The following is a 21,716-nucleotide window of genomic DNA, read 5'->3' as shown; positions in this document are numbered from 1 at the left end:
TTAAAGACCTTCACTGGCAGCTTCGTCGGCGAGCACAATAATTTCAGCCTCTGGTTGGGCCAATTTTGCGGGAGTGCGTAGTGGGGATTCAGCTGGATCGAGCAAGCGTCGCAGGGCTTCCCTTTTGTTGGCACCACTAACCAGGAACATCACGGTTCGAGACGCGCTGAGTACTGGTGCAGTCAGTGTGATGCGCTCCAATCCCTTACCCCGTCCAATCGTGGTCCAGCGATCACGAACCTCAGGAGCGTCAGTGCCGGGGAAGAGTGAGGCGGTGTGACCGTCATCACCAAGGCCCAACACCATCATGTCGAAGATGGGTGGTTCGCCACTACAGCTGTTGGCTATCAGCTTTGCGAAAGCATCGGCACTGGCTTCTGGCGAGGGCAGCTCAACCGTTGGAACAGGATGAAAGCAGGCCGCTGCCGCGGGCTCGCCGGCTAGGAGCAACGTGGAGCGAAGCATGCGGGCATTGCTGGACTCGTCATCAGCAGACACCCAGCGTTCGTCTCCAAGAAACACATCCACTCGATTCCAGGGCAAATGTTGTTGGCCTAACCGCTGATAAGCCTTGGAGGGAGTCGTCCCTCCCGACAGAGCAATCTGAGCACGATCGCGTTGATCGAGCGCCAGTTGTATCGCTGTGGCGATGTATTCAGCGGCCCGCAGAGCTAGATCCTGGGGATCTCGGGCCCGTTCGATTCGATAGGAGGTCATCGCTCAGATCAATCCAACCACTCGGTGTGAAAACTGCCTTCTTTATCAACGCGTTGATAGGTGTGTGAGCCAAAGCAGTCGCGCATGGCTTGAACTGCATTTTGAGGCAGACGAGCTGTGCGGTAGCTGTTGATGTAGTCGAGGGTGTTGCTCAGGCAGGGCACGGGAATTCCTGCTTCTGCGGCTCCTGCAACGACTTTGGCTAAGCCAGGAAGTCGGGTGTTGACTTGATTGGCAAACCAAGGATCAATGAGCAGATTGTTGAGCTGCGGATCGGTCGTGAATGCATCCTGAATCCGCTTGAGCAGTCGCGCGCGAATGATGCAGCCACCCTTCCAGATCTGAGCGATGGAGGGCATATTTAAGTTGTAATCATGCTCAGCGGAAGCGATCCGCAGAAGCTCCATCCCTTGGGCGTAGCTGGCCATGCAGGCGAGCACCATCGCATCCATCAGAGGCGCCATTCCATCGGCAGGGGTGCCCAAATCAAAGGACTTGACGGCGGGGCCTTTGAGGACGGTTTCCGCTTTGACGCGCTGATCTTTCATTGAACTCATCACGCGACCATTGAGAGCTGCGTAGATGGTTGGCACAGACGCACCCATCTGCAGGGCGCTCACCACAGTCCACAAACCCGTGCCTTTTTGGCCAGCTTTGTCCTGAATCTTCTCGATCAGATCGCTCCCATCCTCGGGATCCTTGGTACGCAAGCAGACTTCTGTGATCTCAACGAGGTAAGAGGCGAGCTCCTCTGTGTTGTTCCAATGGGCAAAAACGTCGGCCATCTGTGTGCCATTCATGCCCCCCACCCTCTTCATGAGGTCATAGCCCTCAGCAAGGATTTGCTCGATCCCGTACTCAATGCCGTTGTGCACTGTTTTGACAAAGTGCCCGGATCCTCCTGGGCCGATGTAGGTGACACATGGACCGTCTTCGACTTGGGCCGCCATTTTTGTGACGAGGCTCTCAATGGCGTCGTAGGAGGCTTTGGTGCCCCCAGGCATCATGCTCGGACCCTCAAGAGCACCTTTGGCACCGCCAGACACGCCCATGCCAATAAAGCCAAAGCTCTTGCTTTCCAACTCGGCTACGCGACGCTCCGTGTCGTGATATTCCGAGTTGCCACCATCAATCAAGAGATCACCTTCGTCTAAAAAAGGAGAAATCTGTTCAATCACAGCATCAACAGGACCCCCTGCTTTCACCATCATCAAGATGCGGCGAGGTCGTTCCAATTTGTTGACAAAATCCTGCAGGTCGGTGGCACCTTGAATGTTTTTACCGGCACCAAGACCTTTCAGAAAGTCTTCTGTCTTTGAATAAGTGCGGTTGTAAACAACACTCGAAAAACCGTTGCTCTCAGCATTGAGAACAAGATTTTCGCCCATCACGCCTAGACCGATAAGACCAAAGTGAGACTTGGACATCAAAAACTGCATTCACTGAAGTCAGTGTGACCACAGGATCAAAGATCGGCTGCGAACTGGTCCGCCTCTGTCAGGGATAAGAGATGGAAGCGCCGATCCTCAAATCACTTTGTCGTCAAATCACTGTGTCGTCGGCAATCGATGCGTTTTTAACGACAACGATGATTCCGTTACGGATGTAGAAGCCTTGGTCAGGACGATCAGCTTCTTCCACGTGATCCTTATTCACAATGGTGACGTTCTTACCGATCCGAGCATTCTTATCAAGAATGGCTCGTTTCACAGTGGTGCCCTCGCCAACGCCGACAGGAATACCGCCTCGCGCTCTCAGGGTTTCGCGTTCGCTTTGAGATTCAAAGAAGTCAGCTCCCATCAACAATGAATCCTGGAGGACCACATTGTTTTCCACGCGACTACGCACACCAAGGACGGAGTGGTGAATGCTGCAGGCCTTGATAATCGATCCCTCACTAATGATCGAATCTGTGATCTGACTGTCCACGAACTTGCTAGGTGGCAAATACCGCGGGCGTGTGTAAATCGGGAACGCTTCGTCGTAGAAGCTGAATGGAGGAGTTGGCTGCTGCGTTAGGGCCAGATTGGCTTCATAGAAGGCTCCGATGGTACCGATGTCTTCCCAGTAATCATCAAAGACATAGCTCTTGAGGGTGTCACCACGAGAGAGCGCTTCTGGGATGACCTCCTTGCCGAAATCCTTATGTCCAGGATTTGAATCGAGGAGATCAAAAAGGGTTTTACGACTGAAGACGTAAATGCCCATGGAAGCGAGGTAAGGACGCTCCTTAGAGGACTCAGCGCTGAGGCCAAAGCGAGATGTGTCAACGGCCATTTCCTTCAAGGAATCGCCCTTGGGCTTCTCGCGGAACTCCTTGATGTTTCCGTTCTCATCGGTACGCATCAAACCGAAAGCTTCTGCTTGTGCAGCGTCTACAGGCAGTGCTGCAACCGTGAGGTCTGCTCCCGTACTGCGGTGATGCTCCACAAAACGGCTGTAATCCATCCGGTAGAGCTGATCACCGGAGAGGATCAAGTATTCATCAACATCCCATTCGCTAAACAGGGTTTGGTACTGGCGCACCGCATCAGCTGTTCCTTCGAACCAAGACGGGCTATCGAGCGTCTGTTGCGCCGCTAGAACTTCGACAAACCCTTGTCCAAATCCAGCATTGAGGTTGTAAGTCTGGCTGAGATGGCGATTCAGCGAAGCGCTATTGAACTGCGTCAACACATACATCTTGTTGATGCTGGAGTTGATGCAATTGCTGATTGGAATATCAATCAGGCGGTATTTGCCCGCCAAAGGCACTGCTGGCTTGGCTCTCATCTTTGTGAGTGGTTGGAGACGGGTGCCAGCCCCTCCCCCGAGAATGATTGCCAGTACTCGCTTCATGCCGCTCCCGCCTTTCGGCTATGCCGGGTAAACTTACTGGATTTTTCGCGTTCAAAACCAACCCGTGGGCCAGATGGTGGAGATTGCAGGAAATTAATCTTGCGAGGGCGCTCCAGATTCCAAATCAAAAATTCTTTCAACGACCTGAAGAGCCTGTTGTCGCTCGCTGCGTTGCTGTGCACTGCGGAGCTGAGTCACAGGGGTGTGAAGGATCTTGTTGATCATTCCCTTGGTTAAGGCCTCCACAACCTTGCGTTCTCGTGCTGAGAAATCAGGACCCATGCGGCTCAGCGCTTTGGTGAGTTCCTCCACTCGGATCTCCTCAAGCGAGGCCCTCAAACGGTTGATGGTGGGAACGGCCTCCAGGCTGTCCCACCACTCGAGGAAAAGGCGGCTCTCTTCTAGAAGCAACCCTTCAGCCTCTCGAGCAACCTGTTGTCGGGCCTCTTGGTTGCGCTCTACAACCTCTTGAAGATCATCCACATCGTGGGATTCCACTCCAGATACCGCATGCACGTCGGAGGCGATATTGCGAGGCACGCCGATATCAACCAGTCGCAATGAGCTGCGGCGATTGAGAGCGTTCAATCTGTTGGCATCGATGATTGGATCATCAGCGGCTGTGCTTGTAAAGACCAGCGAACAGGTGCTCAAGCACTGATCAAGATCATCAAGCCCACGGCACTGAATGGGCAGATTTGGGAAGTCTGTTGCTAACGCTGAGGCCCGCTCAATCGTGCGATTCAGCAACACCACTCCAGAGGCTCCCTTGGCTTGAAGGTGTTGGAGGAGTAACCGGCTCATGCGTCCAGCGCCGACAACGGCGATCTGCTCCGTTTCAAGCGTTACTAATGCATCCTGGCCGCGAGATTGTCCAAGTTTGAGTTGAGCCAATTCAACCGCTGCTGAGCTCACAGACACAGCACCGGTGCTGAGATTGGTTTCAGAACGGACTCGCTTTCCTGTGCTGACAGCTTGGGTTAGCAGACGATTGAGAATGGGCCCAATCGATTTGTGCTCTTGCCCCAGGCGCATCATTTTCTTGACCTGGGACAAGATTTGTCCCTCACCAAGAACAAGGCTGTCGAGTCCTGCCGTCACGCGCATCAAATGCGCGATGGCTTCATCGTGGTGATAGGTGAACAGGTGTGGAGATAGATCACGGCTTTCCAAACCGGAGTGGCCACTCAGAAAATCACGTACAGCAGCAATCCCTAAATCGGGGTTGCGCACCAAGGTGTAAATCTCAAGTCGGTTGCAGGTGCTGAGGATTGATGCCTCCAACACCTGCTCATGATTTCGCAGGTTTTGTAGGGATTCCTCCATGGTTTGCTCAGGAATGCTGAGCTTTTCGCGCACTTCGACCGGAGCCGTTCGATGACTGAGGCCGACTACGGCGATATGCATAGAGAAATCCCTCTGTTGCTGCGTGAATCAGTTCAAAGCGATGCTTTGAGCACCATCCTTCATGTGAATGGTGTTTGTGAAACTGCAGGTGTTGTTCAGGTTGCTGATGATCAAGCTGCTCGTGCGGGTGCAATCAGTTTCGAACTTCACTCCGTTGAAAAGAAGACCATCTGTGATGCCGCTGCCGGCGAACACAACGTGCTCTCCGCAGGCGAGCTCACTGGCTTCGTACACCTTATCGGGGTCGGTAATCCCCATTTCTGCGAGGCGGGCGAGATTGCCTTCCTTCGTCATATCTGCCCACTCAGATGTCTGAGCAATGGCTGGGTCATACACCAGTTGTCCTTGGAAGTGTCCGCCAAGTGCGCGCATCGCGGCAGCTGAGATCACACCCTCAGGCGCAGCACCAATGCCCATCAAGCAATGCGTTCCGGTTCCAGCAAAACCACAAGCGATAGCGGCCTGCACATCACCATCTGAAATGGGTTGAATACGAGCACCGGTGGCGCGGATTTCAGTGATCAGATCTTTGTGACGGGCACGATCCATCACAACGATGGTGAGCTCGTCAGGAGCAAGACCCAAGCACTCGCTCAGGATTTTGATGTTTTCAGTCGCAGATTTGCGAATGTCAACCTTGCCCTTAGCTGCTGGAGGAGCAGCCAATTTCTTCATGTAGAAGTCGGGAGCGTTGAACAAACCACCGCGGTCGGAAGCAGCCAAAACGGCCATGGAGCCGCGCTGGCTGTAGGCACAAAGATTGGTTCCTTCACAAGGGTCAACGGCGAAATCCACGCCAGGGCCAGTGCCGGTACCGACTTCTTCGCCGATGTAGAGCATGGGAGCTTCGTCGCGTTCCCCCTCGCCGATCACAATGCGGCCCTGCATTTGGATCTGATTCATGCGCTTGCGCATGGCATCAACAGCCAATGCATCCGCTTCATCCTTCAGACCTTTGCCGGAGAGCGTGGCGGAAGCGATGGCGGCCTGCTCGACGATCTCGAGAATTTCCTGGATGAGAGTGCGATCCACGTAAGTGCTGCGGGGGTTAAAGAGAGGCTTTGAGGAGAAAGCCTGCAACAGCAGGGATTTCTGTCTCAGATGCGCGGCTCACTGTATCAGTGGTATCAGCGCTCTTTACAATCGGCCTATCCCTTAGCGCACTCCGTCATGAGCACCAAACCCCTGGTGATCTCTCCATCGATCTTGTCTGCTGACTTTTCCCGCTTGGGTGAAGACGTCAAAGCTGTTGACGAGGCGGGTGCTGACTGGATTCATGTCGACGTCATGGATGGCCGATTTGTTCCCAACATCACGATTGGCCCGCTGATTGTGGAGGCCTTGCGTCCGGTAACTAAAAAACCTTTGGACGTGCACCTCATGATTGTGCAGCCTGAAAATTATGTAGAAGACTTCGCAAAAGCTGGGGCAGACATTATTTCTGTGCAAGTTGAGGCCTGTCCTCACCTGCATCGCAATCTTGCTCAAATTAAGGATCTCGGCAAAATGGCGGGGGCTGTGCTTAACCCCAGCACTCCACTCGACACGCTTGAGTACTGCTTAGAGCTCTGTGATCTTGTTTTGATCATGAGTGTGAATCCAGGTTTTGGTGGTCAGAGCTTTATTGATAATCAAGTCAAGAAAATTAGTGATCTTCGCCGTATGTGCGATGAAAAAGGCCTTGATCCATGGATTGAAGTGGATGGAGGCGTCAAAGGTGCTAATGCATGGAAAGTGATTGAAGCTGGTGCGAACGCCATCGTGAGTGGTTCTGGTGTGTTCAACCAACCCGATTACGCAGCGGCAATTCAGGGAATCCGTAACAGCAAGCGCCCTTAGTTGTTTGGCGTTTAGCAAGGAATTCAATGTTGCTCGTTTAGACCCAACTCTTTTCTCTATGACCCCTGCAAATCGCAGGGGTTTTTTGATGCACTGGTGAATGCATAATGATTTTAAGTGATGTACCTTCTTTGCTATTTCAAGGTTCTATCAGTTGTGTGAGTGGATCATCTTTTGCTTCGAACGTCTGGCGAGTGAAATGCTTGAAAGTGTTTAAATCGCCTTTTTTAGGGGTAAAGGACCTTGATAGTTTGAACCCAAAGAGGGTTTTATGAAAACATTTACCGCACGTTATTTTTGCTTCCACGATCGTTCCTTAGGCCGTTAAGGGCCTGTCTTGCTTGCTCTGTGATGCGCCCGTTCAGTCTTAGATTTTTTCTTTGAAGGCTTTTCTGTAATGCCTGCACTGGTAGGAGGAGTGAAGGCTTTGGGTTGTTTCGTCGATTGCACAGTTAAAACCTTCTCTGAAAGCAGCACGCTTCATGGCTTCGATTTGAGAGACAGCGTAAATGCCGAGCACAATCAAGATGAATAGTGAAATCCCTGCTCCCGTGCCTTTTGGGTACAGCTTCATCGCTTCTGGGTCATGTGTTGAATGAGTTTAGGGCGCTAATATTGAGATGTAAAGAATGAAAGATCAAGGTCTTCAGTTTGAGTCTGTTTTGGGGTGGGGGGTATGTTTTTCAGGTGTTGGCTGGCTGAAATGAAGTCCCTATGTGTTTTTTTGGTTTTTGCCAACAAGCCAAGCACTAAACGCAAGCATGAGTACGCATCCACAGTATTGGAGTATGTCTGATATTGATTGCACTTCATAGCTAATCATTAGCTTAAATGCTGTTACGATTAATGCGACGATGATGACATTTGTCAATTTCTGCTTGAGAGATTCAAGTGAGGTAATGCTGAGTATGTTTCGCCTCTCTTTTGATAGATCTTGAAGTCGTGGATCGATGTCAGAAATGATCAACTCATAGATCCCATATCCGAAAATAAGTAGGGCAATTCCGATCACGTAGTAATCAATTCCGCCTACCACTTTGCCAAGCAAGATAATGCTTTGATCTGGATTGAAGGATCCTTTGAACAAATGACTGAGTGCATGAATCTCCTCTTGGGTTCCAAGGATGAAACAGCTAACACTGCCAAGGAGGCTCATCACGACAGGCAGGATGGTCACCAATCGGAATCGCCACAGCAAATGTTCAAAACGTGACTCGAATCGGGCTCTCCGACTCTTTTTGATTTTAAGTTCTGCCATTTGCTCATTCATGGTTGATTGTTAATGCTTTGGTTCTTTTCATTAAACGGTTGCGGCTGGTGGATTGGTTGGTGGCGGAAGCGGACGCGGTGTAAAGAGTGCCGGAATAGACAGCGTGATCAAGGCGCTACCAACGGCCAGCAGCACGAGGAGGGGCAACGGTTTGACGAGGGGCTGCTTCTCTAGGACCGTTCCACAGCGCACACAGATTGGCGTGGCTCCAGCGGGTGGGTATAGGACAACGGCTGGTCCACAACAGCATTCTGGGCAGCGAAAACGTGGCATGGGTTTATTTTATAGATGCTGATCTCTTGCTGCCACAGATTAATTCGTCGCTGCCAACTTTGTGTGGTTGGAATCTTTTGAAGCCAATGGTTCGTTGATTTCTGTTGATTCGTTCGTGGCTAATTTTGAGTTTATGAACATGATTTATCTGTTCTATATCTAATGAAGAGGTAGGCCGATGTATAGATTTTTTGGATGCATAAAAAACCTCTAAATACTTTTTTATTTTAAAGCAGGGATTCAATTAGCAGGCAAAGGCAAAGGCAAAGGGTAGAAACCTGCGGTTGGGGCCTAGTCCTTGACAGAATCGTGCGTTGCCGACAGTTGTTCCGCCATGCCCCTCAGCTCTTTGGTGCGTCTGTTGCAGACCTCAGCGCTGAGCGGTGAGTTGTGCGAACGAGCGGAACGGGACCAAAGGCTGTTGATGCGCGGCGCTGGCCGAGCCGCTCGGGCGTTGGTGGCCAGTGCATTGGCGCGACGCATGGATCAGCCGCTGCTGGTGGTCGTTCCCACGTTGGAGGAGGCCGGACGTTGGACAGCTCTCTTGGAGCTGATGGGTTGGTCCCGTGCGCAGCTTTATCCCACCAGTGAAGGGTCTCCATACGAACCTTTTGACTCCACAACCGAAATCACCTGGGGCCAACTGCAGGTGATAAGCGAACTGCAAACAGACCGCAGCAAAAGTGATTTGGCGATCGTTGCCACAGAGCGCTGTCTGCAGCCCCACTTGCCACCTCCGCTGGCACTTGCAGAGCATTGCCGGGCCTTGAAGAAGGGCGATGTTGTGGATCTCGAAGAGCTATCGACCTACCTGAGTCAACTCGGCTATGAGCGCGTCTCGACGATTGATCAGGAAGGAACCTGGAGTCGTCGTGGCGACATCGTTGACGTTTATCCCGTGAGTAGTGAGCTTCCTGTGCGTTTGGAGTTCTTTGGGAATGAACTCGACAAACTTCGCGAATTTGATCCAGCTAGTCAGCGTTCCCTCGATGCCGTCGACACGCTCAAGCTCACCCCAACTGGTTTCAGTCCTCTGATTGCTGAACGTCTGCGCGAGCAGGTGCCTGATGACCTTGACCAATTGCTGAATGAGGCGCAGATCACTGAGCTGCTGGAGGGCGGAACCCCTGAGGGGATGCGTCGATTGATGGGATTGGCCTGGGATGCACCTGCGTCCCTACTCGATTATTTGCCTGCAGACTGCTGCATCGCTATCGATGAGCGACGGCATGGCAGCGCCCATGGGCAGCAGTGGCTTGATCACGCTGAAGAGCAACACGCCGAGCTTCCTGTTCCCATTCCCTCTTTGCATCGGCCCATCAAGGAGGCGATGGAGCTTGCCGAGGCGTTTGCTGGTTTCGATCTTGCAGAACTTCAGGAACACGACAGCCACCCCAATGCCTTCGATCTCGCCAGTCGGCCCGTTCCTTCTTATCCCAATCAATTCGGAAAACTCGGTGAATTGATCAAACAGCACCAACGGGAGCGTCAGGCTGTTTGGTTGTTGTCAGCCCAGCCCAGCCGCGCTGTGGCTCTGCTTGAAGAACACGACTGCATCACGCGCTTTGTCCCCAATGCAGCCGATACGCAAGCGATCGATCGCTTAATTGAGCAGGGCACACCTGTGGCCTTAAAAACCCGAGGAACAGCTGAGCTCGAAGGACTGCAACTTCCTGCGTGGAGGGTGGTTCTTCTTACGGATCGCGAATTTTTTGGACAGCAGTCGCTCACCAGCAGCGGTTACGTGCGTAGGCGGCGCAAAGCGGCCAGCCGCACCGTTGATCCCAACAAGATGCAGCAAGGGGATTTTGTGGTGCATCGCAACCATGGAATTGGTCGCTTTAAAAAGCTCGAAAAATTAGCGATTAGCGGGGAGGTTCGCGATTACCTCGTTGTTCAGTATTCCGATGGCATCTTGCGGGTGGCCGCCGATCAGCTGGGAAGCCTCGGTCGGTTTCGCGCCAATAGTGATACTCCGCCGCAGCTCAGCAAAATGGGCGGCTCCGCTTGGGTGAAGGCGAAGGAGAGGGCCACCAAGGCGGTTCGCAAAGTTGCTCTTGATCTGGTGAAGTTGTACGCCGAACGCCATCAAGCTGCAGGGTTTGCCTTTCCGATCGATGGGCCATGGCAGGTTGAACTCGAGGATTCCTTCCCCTACGAACCCACCTCTGACCAACTCAAGGCCACGGTTGATGTCAAGCGAGACATGGAGAAACCAGAGCCGATGGACCGGTTGGTTTGCGGTGATGTGGGTTTCGGGAAAACAGAGGTGGCCATCCGAGCGATTTTTAAAGCCATTACCGCTGGCAAACAAGTGGCCATGCTGGCTCCCACAACGGTGTTAGCGCAACAGCATTGGCGCACGCTCTCAGAACGTTTTGCCCCCTACCCGATCAAGGTGGCACTGCTCAATCGTTTCCGCACGACAGGTGAGCGCAAAACAATTCTTGAGGAACTCAAGGCTGGCACCATCGATGCGGTGGTGGGCACACACCAGCTGCTCAGCAAGAACACCGCCTTTGACAAGCTTGGTTTGCTGGTGGTGGATGAGGAACAACGTTTTGGTGTGAATCAAAAGGAAAAAATCAAGGCCTTGCGCAAGGACGTGGATGTTTTGACGCTCTCGGCGACGCCCATACCGAGAACCCTTTACATGAGCTTGTCTGGAGTGCGCGAGATGAGTTTGATTACCACTCCACCACCGTTGCGCCGTCCGATCAAAACCCATCTAGCAGCTCTGGATGATGAGGCGGTGCGGAGTTCCATCCGCCAAGAACTTGATCGTGGTGGGCAGGTGTTTTATGTGGTTCCTCGAGTGGAAGGGATTGAAGAGGTGGCTGGCAAGCTTCGTGAAATGCTTCCTGGTCTCAAGCTCCTCGTGGCCCATGGACAAATGGCCGAAGGTGAGCTCGAGAGCGCGATGGTGGCGTTCAACGGAGGGGAAGCCGACGTGATGCTCTGCACCACGATTGTGGAGAGCGGCCTCGACATTCCTCGTGTCAACACGATCTTGATTGAGGATGCCCACCGGTTTGGACTCGCTCAGCTCTATCAGCTCAGGGGACGGGTCGGGCGCAGTGGCGTCCAAGCCCATGCCTGGTTGTTTTATCCAGGAGATGCCTCACTCAGTGAAGCGGCACGTCAGCGCTTACGGGCCATCCAGGAATTCGCCCAGCTCGGCAGTGGGTATCAATTGGCGATGCGGGATATGGAGATCCGCGGGGTGGGCAACTTGTTGGGTGTGGAGCAAAGCGGTCAGATGGAGGCCATTGGTTTCGATCTCTACATGGAGATGTTGCAAGAGTCGTTGGCTGAAATTCAGGGACAAGACATTCCCGCAGTGGATGACACGCAGGTGGATCTGCAGGTCACGGCCTTTATTCCTGCGGATTGGATCGTGGATGCCGACGAGAAGATGTCTGCGTATCGAGCTGCATCCGAGTGCCTGAGTTCAGAAGCCCTTGTGGAACTGGCTGCTGGTTGGGCTGATCGCTACGGGGCCTTGCCTGGACCTGTTCAATCCCTGCTGCAGTTGATGGACCTCAAGCTGCTTGCGAAACGCTGTGGATTTGCGCGGATTCGTCCTGACAAACCAAATATTGCGCTCGAAACGCCGATGGAGGAACCCGCATTTCGTCTTCTTCGTCAGGGTTTGCCCCAACATCTTCATGGCCGACTTGTTTATCAGGCGGGAAGTGGAAGCGTTGCCAAGGTCGTCGCACGAGGTCTTGGCGTCTTGCCTGTGGAGAGGCAGCTTGATGAACTCAAAGGCTGGCTAGAGCAGATGGCATCACAGATTCCTGATCCGGATGGACTGACGCGTGAGCAGCGCGACCGACAGCAAAAAGACCGTAACGAGGCTGTTTTGACGGTTTGAGCCCAAGCCTGCGCTGGAAAGATGAGAAAGTCCAACACAATTCGCAATCCTTCGTTACCATGTGGGCCTACGACGTGATACCCCTGTGGCTGAATTCATCGATCCAATTGCTTCGGGAAGTTCCCTCAGTCTTCTAGGCAGTTTGGTTGGTGCAGCCGCACTTGGAATTTTTGCTCTGTGGCAGAACGACACGGAAAACGATGACGACGACTCTTCTCCAGGTGGTGGTCTGATGCAGCCCGTGGCCTGAGCTGCTCTTCCCTCACATTTGGTCATACAAATCACCCATCTGGGTGATTTTTTTTATGCATTGATGTCCGACCCTGATGAGGTGACCCGAAGGCGGACCATGCCAATACAGCCGCTTGACCCCTTTAAACGATGGACATTGCTTGCTTGCTTCACACCTCTAGTGCTGCTGGTTCCAGCACCTGTCCACGCGCAATCCTGGGCCGCGGTTGATGCCTTACGCACCAAGCTCACGTCTCACGGCGTCAGGGTGGTTCAACGGGATTGCTCAACCCCGGGGTTGCAAGGGGCTTACCACCCAAAAAATGACACCTTGATTGTGTGTCGTACGCACCGCAATGCGGCACAAGTTTGGAACACCCTGGCTCACGAAGCCACCCACAGAATGCAAAGCTGCGCCGGTGGATCGATCACACTTCCGAGCCAACATCGCATGATGTCTCGCGTGTTGAGACGGGAAACACCACAGGAATGGAAATCGATTAGGGCGTATCCCCGTGGTCAGCATCTTGCAGAACTTGAGGCTCGCTATACGGCAAAGCTTCCTGCCAAAGATGTCTTGAAGCTCTTCGATCGCTACTGCGGCTCAACAGTTCGCGTCTAAGACCATCTCGCTCCCTAACAAATACCAACTGACTGATGAATAACCTTCTTCTCCAATTAGCCATGGCAGCCCTTGGGCAAATGTCTGGAGGTGGACTACCTCAATTGCCGCTCAACATTCCATCGAGGCCTTTCCCAGTGAGCCGCCAGAGCCGACCTGTGTATCCCACGCGCTCCACTCAGGCGGTCGATCTTCAGGTTGCCACCTTGGCAACGACCACTTGTTTGATGCGATCAGGTTCCATCGGGCGTGGAGAGGCGATCACCTTGTTGGAACGTCAAGGAAAGACCTGGGGATGGCCTAGGACTTGGGGGCAACGCATTCCTTTGAACAACGTGGATCAGGCGATCCAATCGGCTGGTGGCTGCAATGCTCTTGTCCAGAGGGCTCGTGAGGCCGCTCCAGGAAGGACAGCCACGATTTCTGCAACGCACCGAGGCCGCAATTCTGGAGGGAATCAAAGCGAACGCGAAGGGTTTGGATTGGCCCCTTATCGCTGAAGTGCCGACTGAAGGTTGGCCGCTCCTGGTTGATAGGTGCTTCCAGTTTTCGGAGCTTGCAACGCTTTGAGCAGGGTGGTTTCTGCTACGCGGTATTGCCCATCTTTGTTGGTCCCCAATTGTTCAACAGTGAGGGTTTTAATTTCCTTCTCGCTCATCTCCACCGGAACATCCGGTTGGATGCCGTTTTTGTGGATATCGGTGCCCTTGGGTGTGAGGTATTTCGCAATCGTCACAGTCATCCCAGAACCGTCAGAGAGACCTCTCACGGATTGGACGAGTCCTTTGCCAAATGTTTTTTGGCCCACCAGAAGTCCACGCTCGTTGTCTTGCAGCGCTCCTGAAAGGATTTCGCTTGCACTTGCTGAGCCTTCGTTTACCAACACCACGACTGGACGGTCGGTTAACGCATTGCCAGTGGCGCGGCGCACATCTTGAATGCCCTCACGGGTTTTTGTGCTGACGATTGTGCCTTCATCCAGCCACTGACGCGCAATGTCGACACTGGCTTCGAGCAATCCCCCTGGATTGCTGCGTAAATCAAGGACGTAACCCTGAGATCCTTGCTTCTCCAGTTCGCGAATCGCTGCACGCATCTCTTTGGATGCATTGGCATTGAACTGCTTCAGGCGGATGTAACCCACCTTGGTGCCATTGGCACTGGTATTGAGCTGACTGTCAACGGCCTGAATTTCAATGCGAGCCCGCACAAGAGGTACGTCGATGATGGAGCCATTCCTGCGCAAGCCCAGGACGACGTCACTTCCTTCCGTTCCACGAATGAGCTTCACAGCATCTTCCGTGGTCATCCCTTTGGTGAGTTGACCATCAATCGAAACGATGACGTCTTTGGGTTGCACCCCGGCTTTTGAGGCAGGCGTGCCCTCGATTGGAGACACCACCACGATCTCTTTGGTGTCTTTGTCCAGTGAGATTTGAATGCCGACACCGGTTAATTCACCTGACGTGTCGATTTGCATTTCCTTGAACTCTTTCGGGTCCAGGAATCGGGTGTAAGGGTCATCAAGACTCGCCAACATGCCGCGAATCGCTTCATACGATTCCGCTGTTCCGGCATAGGACTTGGAGAGCAAGTCCTTGCGAAGAATGGACCACTGATCGAGGTCATAACCCCCGGATGAATCCAGGAAATCTCGATAGACGATCTGCCATACCTGATCAATGACCTCTTTCGGGCTGTTGGTGATGGACGACGAGGTCGTGCTTGGTAAACCCAACCCAGGATTGGCCACCACCACTGCCGCTGTGACAGCCCCTGCGCCTAGGGCAACAAACCAGCTGCTGCGTTGGGATCCTTTGATGCCGAATTTTTTAGCGCGCATGCCGTCCACAAGGACCTTTTCAGCACCTTAACGACATCAGTCGGGTTCAACCCAGCGACCGTCGTCTTTGATCAACTGAACCAAGGCGGCCACACCTTCCGACTCGGGTACTTTTCGGATCTCATCACGATTGCGGTAGAGCGCGATCACCCCAGGCCCTTTGCCGACGTAACCGTAGTCCGCATCAGCCATCTCGCCAGGACCGTTGACGATGCAACCCATCACAGCAATGTCGAGACCGGTGAGATGGCAGGTGGCGTTTCGGACCTGATGGAGGACCTCCTCGAGATTAAACAAAGTGCGACCGCAGCTCGGACATGCCACGTACTCGACCATCGTCTTGCGGATGCCCAGCGCCTGCAAGATCGAGAAGCACACAGGAATTTCCTTTTCAGGGGCTTCTGTTAGGGACACCCGGATGGTGTCTCCAAGGCCTTCCGCCAGCAGCGTTGCGATTCCGGCCGTGCTCTTAATGCGGCCGTAGTCGCCATCCCCTGCTTCGGTGACACCCAAGTGCAGTGGGTAGTTGAATCCTTCCCGATCCATGGTGTCGGCCATCAATCGGTACGCCGCCAGCATCACGGGTGCACGGGATGCCTTCATCGAAATCACGATGTTGTGAAAATCGAGTGAATCGCAAATGCGCACGAACTCCATGGCCGACTCGACCATGCCCTGGGGGGTGTCTCCGTAGGTAAACAGCATGCGTTCAGCCAAGGAGCCGTGATTCACACCAATCCTCAAGGCCTTGTTTTGCTCTTTCAGCACCTTCACGAGAGGAGCAAATGTGTCCTTGATCCGATCTCCAATCGCATCAAACTCGTCTTGGCTGAACTCCTGGCGATCGGGATCTGGTTTATCGAAAACAAACAGCCCAGGATTGATGCGCACTTTGTCGACGTGCTTGGCGACTTCGAGGGCGATGCGCGTGCCGTTGTGATGGACATCGGCCACAAGTGGGACCATGCATCCCTGAGCTCGAAGCGCTGAGCGAATCTTCCCCATCGCTTTGGCATGTCCGATCGACGGCGTCGTGACGCGCACGATTTCGCATCCTGCATCGACAAGACGTCGGATTCCTGCGACCGATCCGTCGATATCAAGCGTGTCTTCATTGATCATCGATTGCACCGCGATCGGGTGCTCACTTCCGATCGGAACATCGCCGACCATCACCGTGCGCGTCACCCGGCGGTGAATCTTGGTGTCGTAACGCTGCGAGGCGGTCATCAAGGATCGCTCGAATCTGGAGTTAACCCTGACACAACCCCGTTCAGGGCGTGCTTGACGTTGGCTAGATCAGTCATGAACAGCGAGCGGGGCTTGCCAGGGTCTCGTGAAGGATTGCGCAAGAGGTAGGAGGGATGAAAACTCGGCATCACATAACGCCCTTGCCATTCCGTCCACTGCCCCCTTAAGCGACTAATCGGGGTGCGGCATTCGAGCAGTGTTGCTGTGGCTGTTGCTCCAAGAATGAACAGGATCTCCGGATTGACCTCAAGAATTTGACGATCCAGCCACGGTCTGCAGGCCTTGAGCTCAGCTGGGCTTGGACGTCGATTGCCAGGGGGCCGGCATTTGATCAAGTTGCAGATGTAGATGTCGTCGGTTTGATCAAGACCGACCTCCGCCAGGCAGGCATCCAAAAGTCGGCCGGAACGCCCAACAAAGGGACGCCCCTGAGCATCCTCATCAGCCCCTGGTGCTTCACCAATCACCATCAGCCGCGCTGAAGGATTCCCGCGACTGACCACAACATGCTGGCGTTCTTTCGCTAAGTCACAGCGTTGACACTGGAGACAGGACGCCTCTAAGTCTTCTAAGGACACGCGCTTGGCTTGCTCGGCTCAAACCCTATGAGTTCAGGGCACCTTGCGGCAGCACCAAGGTGAGAAAGGGCTGCCCTTCCGGATCCTCCATCCAGCATTCCGCTCCAAACGATTCGAGACGAGCGGCTTCGCGCCGCCGCGCTCCCAACGCTTCCAGTTGTTGGATCCAACCTCCGAGCTCCGTCTCTGGATGGTCGGTTCCGATCCGTTGAAAACAAGGGGACAGGGCCGCACCTCGAACGGGCCAAGGCCGTTGACGAGAAGGGCAATAAATCTGAAGCGTTCCTCCGGTTGGTAGAGACACCATCCAGTGCTGGTCAGACAGTCCTGCACGGCATGAACATCCCAAAGCTTTCGCATAAAACTCAGCCAGCGATTGGGGATTGTTGGCCGCCAACACCCAACTCAGAGAGGCCTTTTCAGCTGACATGTTCGTCGTGGTCAACATTTCGTTCCAGGCTGTCATCAGCACATCGGTGTTGTCACGGACGCCACATCAGGCAGGATGTTGGTTCACATATCTGAGCATCCATCGAGGGGGTGCCGTGCTGATGCCAGGCCCCCCATCTCTCTCGCACCGAGCCTTGGCTCTGCAGCCATCGCTCACACTTGCCATCAGCGCCCGAGCAAAAGCTCTGCAGCAGCAGGGTGTAGACGTTTGCAGCCTGAGTGCAGGGGAGCCGGATTTCGGCACGCCAGAATTCATTGTTGAGGCAACGATCCAGGCCCTCAGGGATGGCATCACCCGGTACGGCCCCGCTGCTGGCGATCCGGAGCTTCGCGCTGCCATTGCTCAGAAATTGAGTCTTGAAAACAAGATCCCCACTACCGCCGATCAGGTCTTGGTGACCAATGGCGGCAAGCAGGCGATCTACAACCTGTTCCAAGTTCTTTTGAACCCAGGTGATGAAGTCATCATTCCGGCCCCCTACTGGTTGAGTTATCCAGAAATTGTTCGCTTGGCCGGGGGAACGCCCGTCACAGTTCTGTCGTCAGCAAGCGATGGGTTTGGCCTTGATCTGAACTTGATCGAACAATCCATCACCCCAGCAACCAAGGTTTTGGTGCTCAATTCACCGGGTAACCCAACGGGGCGTGTGTTGTGTCTCAGTGAATTGGAAGCCTTGGCAGAGCTGGTGCGAAAGCATCCAAACCTGATGGTGATGAGCGACGAGATCTACGAATATTTATTGGAAGACGGAGAATCTCACCACAGCTTTGCCGCCGTCGCGCCAGATCTCAGAGAGCGTTGTTTTGTGGTGAATGGTTTTGCCAAAGGTTGGGCGATGACCGGATGGCGACTCGGATATCTCAGTGGTGACAGCACGGTGATTAAGGCCGCGGCTGCCCTTCAAAGCCAAAGCACCAGCAATGTGTGCAGCTTTGCCCAACGGGGAGCATTGGCAGCGCTTCAGGGGTCACGGGACTGCGTCCGTGCGATGGCTGTGAGCTACAACACGCGGCGTGCTGAGCTCTGTACGGGGCTGCAACAGATGGAAGGCATCACCCTCGTGCCACCCAGAGGTGCGTTTTATGCGTTCCCTCGCTTGCCCGATGCCATTACCGATTCACTGGCCTTTTGTGAGCGTGCTCTCGAGCAGGAGGGACTGGCGATTGTTCCTGGTGGTGCCTTTGGCGATGATCGTTGCGTCAGGCTTTCTTGTGCCGTCTCGCGTGAGACGATTTCAGAGGGACTGAGTCGGTTTCAGCGTTTGCTGACAAATCCCTAACACCATTATTTGTCAAGCATGGTCAATCCTTTGACGCGGGTCCGAAAAAAAGGGGCCGTTGTTCTTTTGGCCCTTTTTTGTGGTCAAGGCGCAACGGTCCTTCCTGCTAATGCGCAAGCAACACTTCGGATCGGGGCCATACCTGATCAAAACCCAGAACGTTTAAATCGTCGTTACGGCCAACTCGCCACTGAATTAAGCGACCAACTCAAGGTTTCTGTGCGGTACGTGCCAGTGAGCAATTACCCAGCAGCCGTGAGTGCTTTTAGGACCGGAAGTTTGGACCTTGTTTGGTTCGGAGGGCTCACAGGTATTCAGGCTCGTCTTCAAACACCAGGTGCTCAGGTTTTGGCACAACGGGCGATCGACGCAAAGTTCAACAGTGTCTTTATTGCTAATACTTCAGCGGGTTTACAACCTATCAGCAGCATTGATGGTTTGAAATCCCTGAAAGGAAAGCGCTTCACCTTTGGATCAGAAAGCTCCACGTCGGGGCGATTGATGCCTCAGCATTTTCTGGCCCAAGCAGGAGTGACCCCGAAGCAATTCGCTGGAGGACAAGCAGGCTTCAGTGGCAGCCACGATGCCACGATCGCTTTGGTGCAGAGCGGCTCTTATCAGGCTGGTGCTGTTAGTGAGCCCGTTTGGAATGTGGCTGTTAAGAACGGGAAAGTGGATCCCAACAAGGTGAAAGTGATTTGGAAAACTCCTCCTTTTGGGAATTACCACTGGGTGGTACGCCCCAATCTTGATCAACGTTTTGGGAAGGGATTCACCACCAAACTCCAAAAGGCCATTTTGGGTTTAACCCCCACCAACGAGCGGCAGAAAACCATTTTGGAGTTGTTTGCAGCCAAACGTTTTGTTCCAGCGCAGGAATCTCAATATCAACCCATTGAGAAGGTGGGTCGTCAGCTCGGCAAGATCCGTTGACCTCTCTCCTTGAGTTGGTAAATGTAAGCCTGAGTGGCCCAAGAGGAGATCGACTGCGCTCGATTTCCCTCTCGGTGTTTGAGGGGGAGCGAATTGCCTTGTTGGGACGAAGTGGGGCTGGCAAGAGCACCTTGCTTGCCATCGCCAATGGCAGTCTTCGTGTGGACCAGGGAGAGGTGCGTTGGCGCGGTGCGTCGGTTTGCACCATGCCTCGCCGCAAGAAAAGGGAGATCGGAATGCTCTGGCAAGACTTGCTGCTTGTGGAAGAGCTCAGCGTTGGACAAAACGTCAATAGCGGCGCCTTGGGGCGCCACAACTTGATCTGGGGATTGGCCAATCTGTTATTCAACGTGGATCAATCGGCTTGCAAGCATTGTCTTCAGCGCGCAGGGCTGGATGCCGATCTCATCGAACGCGGGTTGATCGATGCTCCGATCCGCCAGTTGTCCGGAGGGCAGAGACAACGCGTGGCTCTTGCCCGTTTGCTGCGTCAGCAACCGCAACTGATCCTGGCCGATGAGCCGATCGCCAATTTGGATCCTGCAATCGCCTCTGACTTATTGGATCACTTGCTGAATCGTTCGCAAGAGGGGCCGCTGAATTGTGGCGCTAAGGCGATTGTGATCAGCTTGCATCAACCCCAACTCGTTCATCGCTTTGATCGTGTGATCGGTTTGCAGAATGGGGAGCTTGTGATGGATCAACCCTCAGAGCAACTCAATGCTGCTGACCTGTCGAGGTTGTACGAGGCCGGATGAACCTCCTGAAACCAGCGGCACCCCTGCTCACCTTGTTGCCTGCCATGGCGCTGGTGCCCGTCTTCATCGTGACTTGGACAGGGCTGCATGGAGGCGGGCTCTCGATTTGGCAGCAATTCCTTTCAGGGGCGCTGCATCCATCGTTGGATCCCGATGTCCTGCATGCGGTTTGGCATGGTCTTGGCGTCACCATGGCCACGGCTTTTCTGAGCTGGAGTCTCAGTTTGTTGTTTGGCGTGCTGCTCGGCAGCGTTTGTGCGGATGTGGTTTGGAGAAGCTGGTCTCTGCCTACCTGGCCAGCGATAGGGCTTCGCCGGGGCCTTGCGATCCCAAGAGCCGTGCATGAGCTGGTTTGGGGACTGTTGCTACTGCAGGTGTTTGGGCTCCATCCTTACGTTGCTGTCGCTGCTATCGCGATTCCGTACAGCGCTCTGGTTGCAAGGATTTGGCGAGATCATCTCGACAGCGCAGACCACCGTCCTCTCCATGCCCTCATCAGCGCTGGGGTGCATCCGCTGTCTGCTCTGATGACGGCTCTCAACCCAGGGATGGGCAGCGTTTTGATGAGCTACGGGGGGTACCGGCTCGAGTGTGCCTTGCGCAGCGCCACCTTGCTGGGGGTTTTTGGCTTGGGAGGGCTTGGCACCGAACTGCAGCTCACCCTGCAGTCGTTGCAGTTCCGTGAGCTGTGGACAGGTTTGTGGGTTCTAGCGGCCGTGATGTTGATTCTTGAGCAGCTGTTGAGGTTTTGGCGAAAACGGTCCGGAGTGGGTGTGCATGGTCAGCGTCGAATCCTGTTGTTTGGACTATTGGCGATTGCTTTTGGGGTGATCGGCACGTTTTGGCTACGGCACATCGTCCCCGATCAGTTTTCAGGGCTCAGTTGGTTCGGGCTAGAGGTTCCTTCTTGGACCCAACTGAATGCCGCCGCCCAGGAACTTCCTTGGTTGCGCATGATTTTGGAAACGCTGGGTCTCACCGTGTTGGCAGCGGGGATTGCCATTGGACTCCCACCTCTGGCCTTGCTCCTTTGGCCGTCACCAAGGTGGCATCAATGCTGCTCCATGTTTTGGGCTTGCATGCGCTGGATTCCCCCGCCACTGATGGTGCTTCTGCTGTTGCTCAGCAATCGGCCGAGCCTGGCGATTGGTGCCCTAGCGATTGGTCTTCACAACAGTGGGGTGATGGGGCGTTTGCTGCTCGAAGGCCTTCAGCAACAAAGTGGCCAGCATCAAGAGGCCCTCAGAGCGATGGGGAGTTCGGAGCGGATCAGTTGGTTGTACGGCCTGCTCAGTCCCCAAAGCCCTAGTTATCTGGCTTACGGGGCCTACCGCAGCGATGTGATTCTCCGCGAAACAGTGGTGGTGGGAGTGATCGGTGGAAGTGGTTTGGGCTGGCAGCTGCTGGAATCACTCAGTTCCTTTCATTGGGCCGCGGTGGTGTTAGTGCTTTGTTGCTACTGCGCCCTCACGATCACTGGGGAGTCACTCAGTGATCGTTGCCGTTCGCTCTGGCTGCAAAGCTGACATCTGGATTGCGTGACCGCTAG

Annotated in this window: 21 protein-coding genes; 9 read left to right on the top strand and 12 right to left on the bottom strand. The window is 54.1% G+C overall.

Translation table 11 applies throughout. From position 1 onward, the window contains the following. From pgl to glpX, 5 genes are all read right to left on the bottom strand, one after another. Complete coding sequence (gene pgl, locus SynMVIR181_RS07675) at positions 1-717, bottom strand: 6-phosphogluconolactonase (RefSeq protein ID WP_186588827.1); 717 nt, start codon at positions 715-717, stop codon at positions 1-3. Between the two features lie 8 nt (positions 718-725). Next, positions 726-2,144, bottom strand: a complete 1,419-nt coding sequence (gndA, locus tag SynMVIR181_RS07670; RefSeq protein WP_186588826.1) for an NADP-dependent phosphogluconate dehydrogenase — start codon at positions 2,142-2,144, stop codon at positions 726-728. 115 nt (positions 2,145-2,259) lie between these two features. Next, positions 2,260-3,555 (bottom strand): glucose-1-phosphate adenylyltransferase, encoded by a 1,296-nt coding sequence (locus SynMVIR181_RS07665; protein ID WP_186523055.1) that lies wholly within the window; start codon positions 3,553-3,555, stop codon positions 2,260-2,262. A gap of 93 nt (positions 3,556-3,648) precedes the next feature. After that, positions 3,649-4,962: a glutamyl-tRNA reductase gene (locus tag SynMVIR181_RS07660; protein WP_186588825.1), complete on the bottom strand. Its 1,314-nt coding sequence runs from the start codon at positions 4,960-4,962 to the stop codon at positions 3,649-3,651. A gap of 27 nt (positions 4,963-4,989) precedes the next feature. Next, the gene (gene glpX / locus SynMVIR181_RS07655) at positions 4,990-5,994 is read right to left on the bottom strand and encodes a class II fructose-bisphosphatase (protein ID WP_048348193.1); all 1,005 of its coding nucleotides are present in this window, start codon (positions 5,992-5,994) and stop codon (positions 4,990-4,992) included. 138 nt (positions 5,995-6,132) lie between these two features. Here glpX and rpe point away from each other — a divergent pair, with 138 nt between their 5' ends. Continuing rightward, entirely contained in the window at positions 6,133-6,801 is a 669-nt protein-coding gene (gene rpe, locus SynMVIR181_RS07650) for a ribulose-phosphate 3-epimerase (RefSeq protein WP_186515771.1), read from the top strand. A gap of 367 nt (positions 6,802-7,168) precedes the next feature. Here rpe and SynMVIR181_RS07645 read toward each other — a convergent pair whose 3' ends face one another. The 3 genes from SynMVIR181_RS07645 to SynMVIR181_RS07635 form a co-directional block, all read right to left on the bottom strand. Then, complete coding sequence (locus tag SynMVIR181_RS07645; protein WP_186588824.1) at positions 7,169-7,375, bottom strand: hypothetical protein; 207 nt, start codon at positions 7,373-7,375, stop codon at positions 7,169-7,171. 138 nt (positions 7,376-7,513) lie between these two features. Further along, positions 7,514-8,071, bottom strand: a complete 558-nt coding sequence (locus SynMVIR181_RS07640) for a YqhA family protein (protein ID WP_186588823.1) — start codon at positions 8,069-8,071, stop codon at positions 7,514-7,516. 30 nt (positions 8,072-8,101) lie between these two features. Beyond that, positions 8,102-8,344, bottom strand: coding sequence for a hypothetical protein (locus tag SynMVIR181_RS07635; protein WP_186588822.1), 243 nt, complete (start codon positions 8,342-8,344; stop codon positions 8,102-8,104). A gap of 334 nt (positions 8,345-8,678) precedes the next feature. On the opposite strand from SynMVIR181_RS07635, the gene mfd reads away from it, so the two are divergent. The 4 genes from mfd (at position 8,679) to SynMVIR181_RS07615 (ending at position 13,574) form a co-directional block, all read left to right on the top strand. Continuing rightward, positions 8,679-12,221 (top strand): transcription-repair coupling factor, encoded by a 3,543-nt coding sequence (mfd, locus tag SynMVIR181_RS07630; protein WP_186588821.1) that lies wholly within the window; start codon positions 8,679-8,681, stop codon positions 12,219-12,221. Positions 12,222-12,282: 61 nt separating this feature from the next. Further along, positions 12,283-12,471 (top strand): hypothetical protein, encoded by a 189-nt coding sequence (locus tag SynMVIR181_RS07625; protein ID WP_186525725.1) that lies wholly within the window; start codon positions 12,283-12,285, stop codon positions 12,469-12,471. Between the two features lie 81 nt (positions 12,472-12,552). Further along, positions 12,553-13,074, top strand: coding sequence for a hypothetical protein (locus tag SynMVIR181_RS07620; protein WP_255444203.1), 522 nt, complete (start codon positions 12,553-12,555; stop codon positions 13,072-13,074). A gap of 35 nt (positions 13,075-13,109) precedes the next feature. After that, the gene (locus SynMVIR181_RS07615) at positions 13,110-13,574 is read left to right on the top strand and encodes a hypothetical protein (protein WP_186588820.1); all 465 of its coding nucleotides are present in this window, start codon (positions 13,110-13,112) and stop codon (positions 13,572-13,574) included. Here SynMVIR181_RS07615 and SynMVIR181_RS07610 read toward each other — a convergent pair. From SynMVIR181_RS07610 to SynMVIR181_RS07595, 4 genes are read right to left on the bottom strand one after another with little or no spacing between them, the layout of a single operon-like run. After that, positions 13,565-14,917 (bottom strand): S41 family peptidase, encoded by a 1,353-nt coding sequence (locus SynMVIR181_RS07610; RefSeq protein ID WP_186523042.1) that lies wholly within the window; start codon positions 14,915-14,917, stop codon positions 13,565-13,567. The genes SynMVIR181_RS07615 and SynMVIR181_RS07610 overlap by 10 nt on opposite strands. A gap of 36 nt (positions 14,918-14,953) precedes the next feature. Further along, positions 14,954-16,147: a (E)-4-hydroxy-3-methylbut-2-enyl-diphosphate synthase gene (gene ispG, locus SynMVIR181_RS07605; RefSeq protein WP_186523039.1), complete on the bottom strand. Its 1,194-nt coding sequence runs from the start codon at positions 16,145-16,147 to the stop codon at positions 14,954-14,956. After that, positions 16,147-16,746, bottom strand: coding sequence for a uracil-DNA glycosylase (locus tag SynMVIR181_RS07600; RefSeq protein WP_186523029.1), 600 nt, complete (start codon positions 16,744-16,746; stop codon positions 16,147-16,149). The genes ispG and SynMVIR181_RS07600 overlap by 1 nt, the downstream gene beginning before the upstream one ends. Positions 16,747-16,771: 25 nt before the next feature. Further along, positions 16,772-17,176, bottom strand: a complete 405-nt coding sequence (locus SynMVIR181_RS07595; RefSeq protein ID WP_255444202.1) for a VOC family protein — start codon at positions 17,174-17,176, stop codon at positions 16,772-16,774. Between the two features lie 121 nt (positions 17,177-17,297). On the opposite strand from SynMVIR181_RS07595, the gene SynMVIR181_RS07590 reads away from it, so the two are divergent. The 4 genes from SynMVIR181_RS07590 to SynMVIR181_RS07575 are packed head-to-tail and all read left to right on the top strand — an operon-like array spanning position 17,298 to position 21,693. Further along, the gene (locus tag SynMVIR181_RS07590) at positions 17,298-18,476 is read left to right on the top strand and encodes a pyridoxal phosphate-dependent aminotransferase (protein WP_186588819.1); all 1,179 of its coding nucleotides are present in this window, start codon (positions 17,298-17,300) and stop codon (positions 18,474-18,476) included. A gap of 18 nt (positions 18,477-18,494) precedes the next feature. Beyond that, complete coding sequence (locus SynMVIR181_RS07585) at positions 18,495-19,409, top strand: putative selenate ABC transporter substrate-binding protein (RefSeq protein WP_186588818.1); 915 nt, start codon at positions 18,495-18,497, stop codon at positions 19,407-19,409. Beyond that, entirely contained in the window at positions 19,406-20,167 is a 762-nt protein-coding gene (locus SynMVIR181_RS07580; RefSeq protein WP_186588817.1) for a phosphonate ABC transporter ATP-binding protein, read from the top strand. The genes SynMVIR181_RS07585 and SynMVIR181_RS07580 overlap by 4 nt, the downstream gene beginning before the upstream one ends. Then, positions 20,164-21,693, top strand: a complete 1,530-nt coding sequence (locus tag SynMVIR181_RS07575) for a phosphonate ABC transporter (RefSeq protein ID WP_186588816.1) — start codon at positions 20,164-20,166, stop codon at positions 21,691-21,693. Before SynMVIR181_RS07580 ends, SynMVIR181_RS07575 begins: the two co-directional genes overlap by 4 nt. Positions 21,694-21,716 lie beyond the last annotated feature (23 nt).

This window comes from Synechococcus sp. MVIR-18-1 (assembly GCF_014279835.1).
In the GTDB taxonomy this organism is placed as follows: Bacteria; Cyanobacteriota; Cyanobacteriia; order PCC-6307; family Cyanobiaceae; genus Synechococcus_C.
This window is presented reverse-complemented; position numbering and strand designations above follow the sequence as displayed.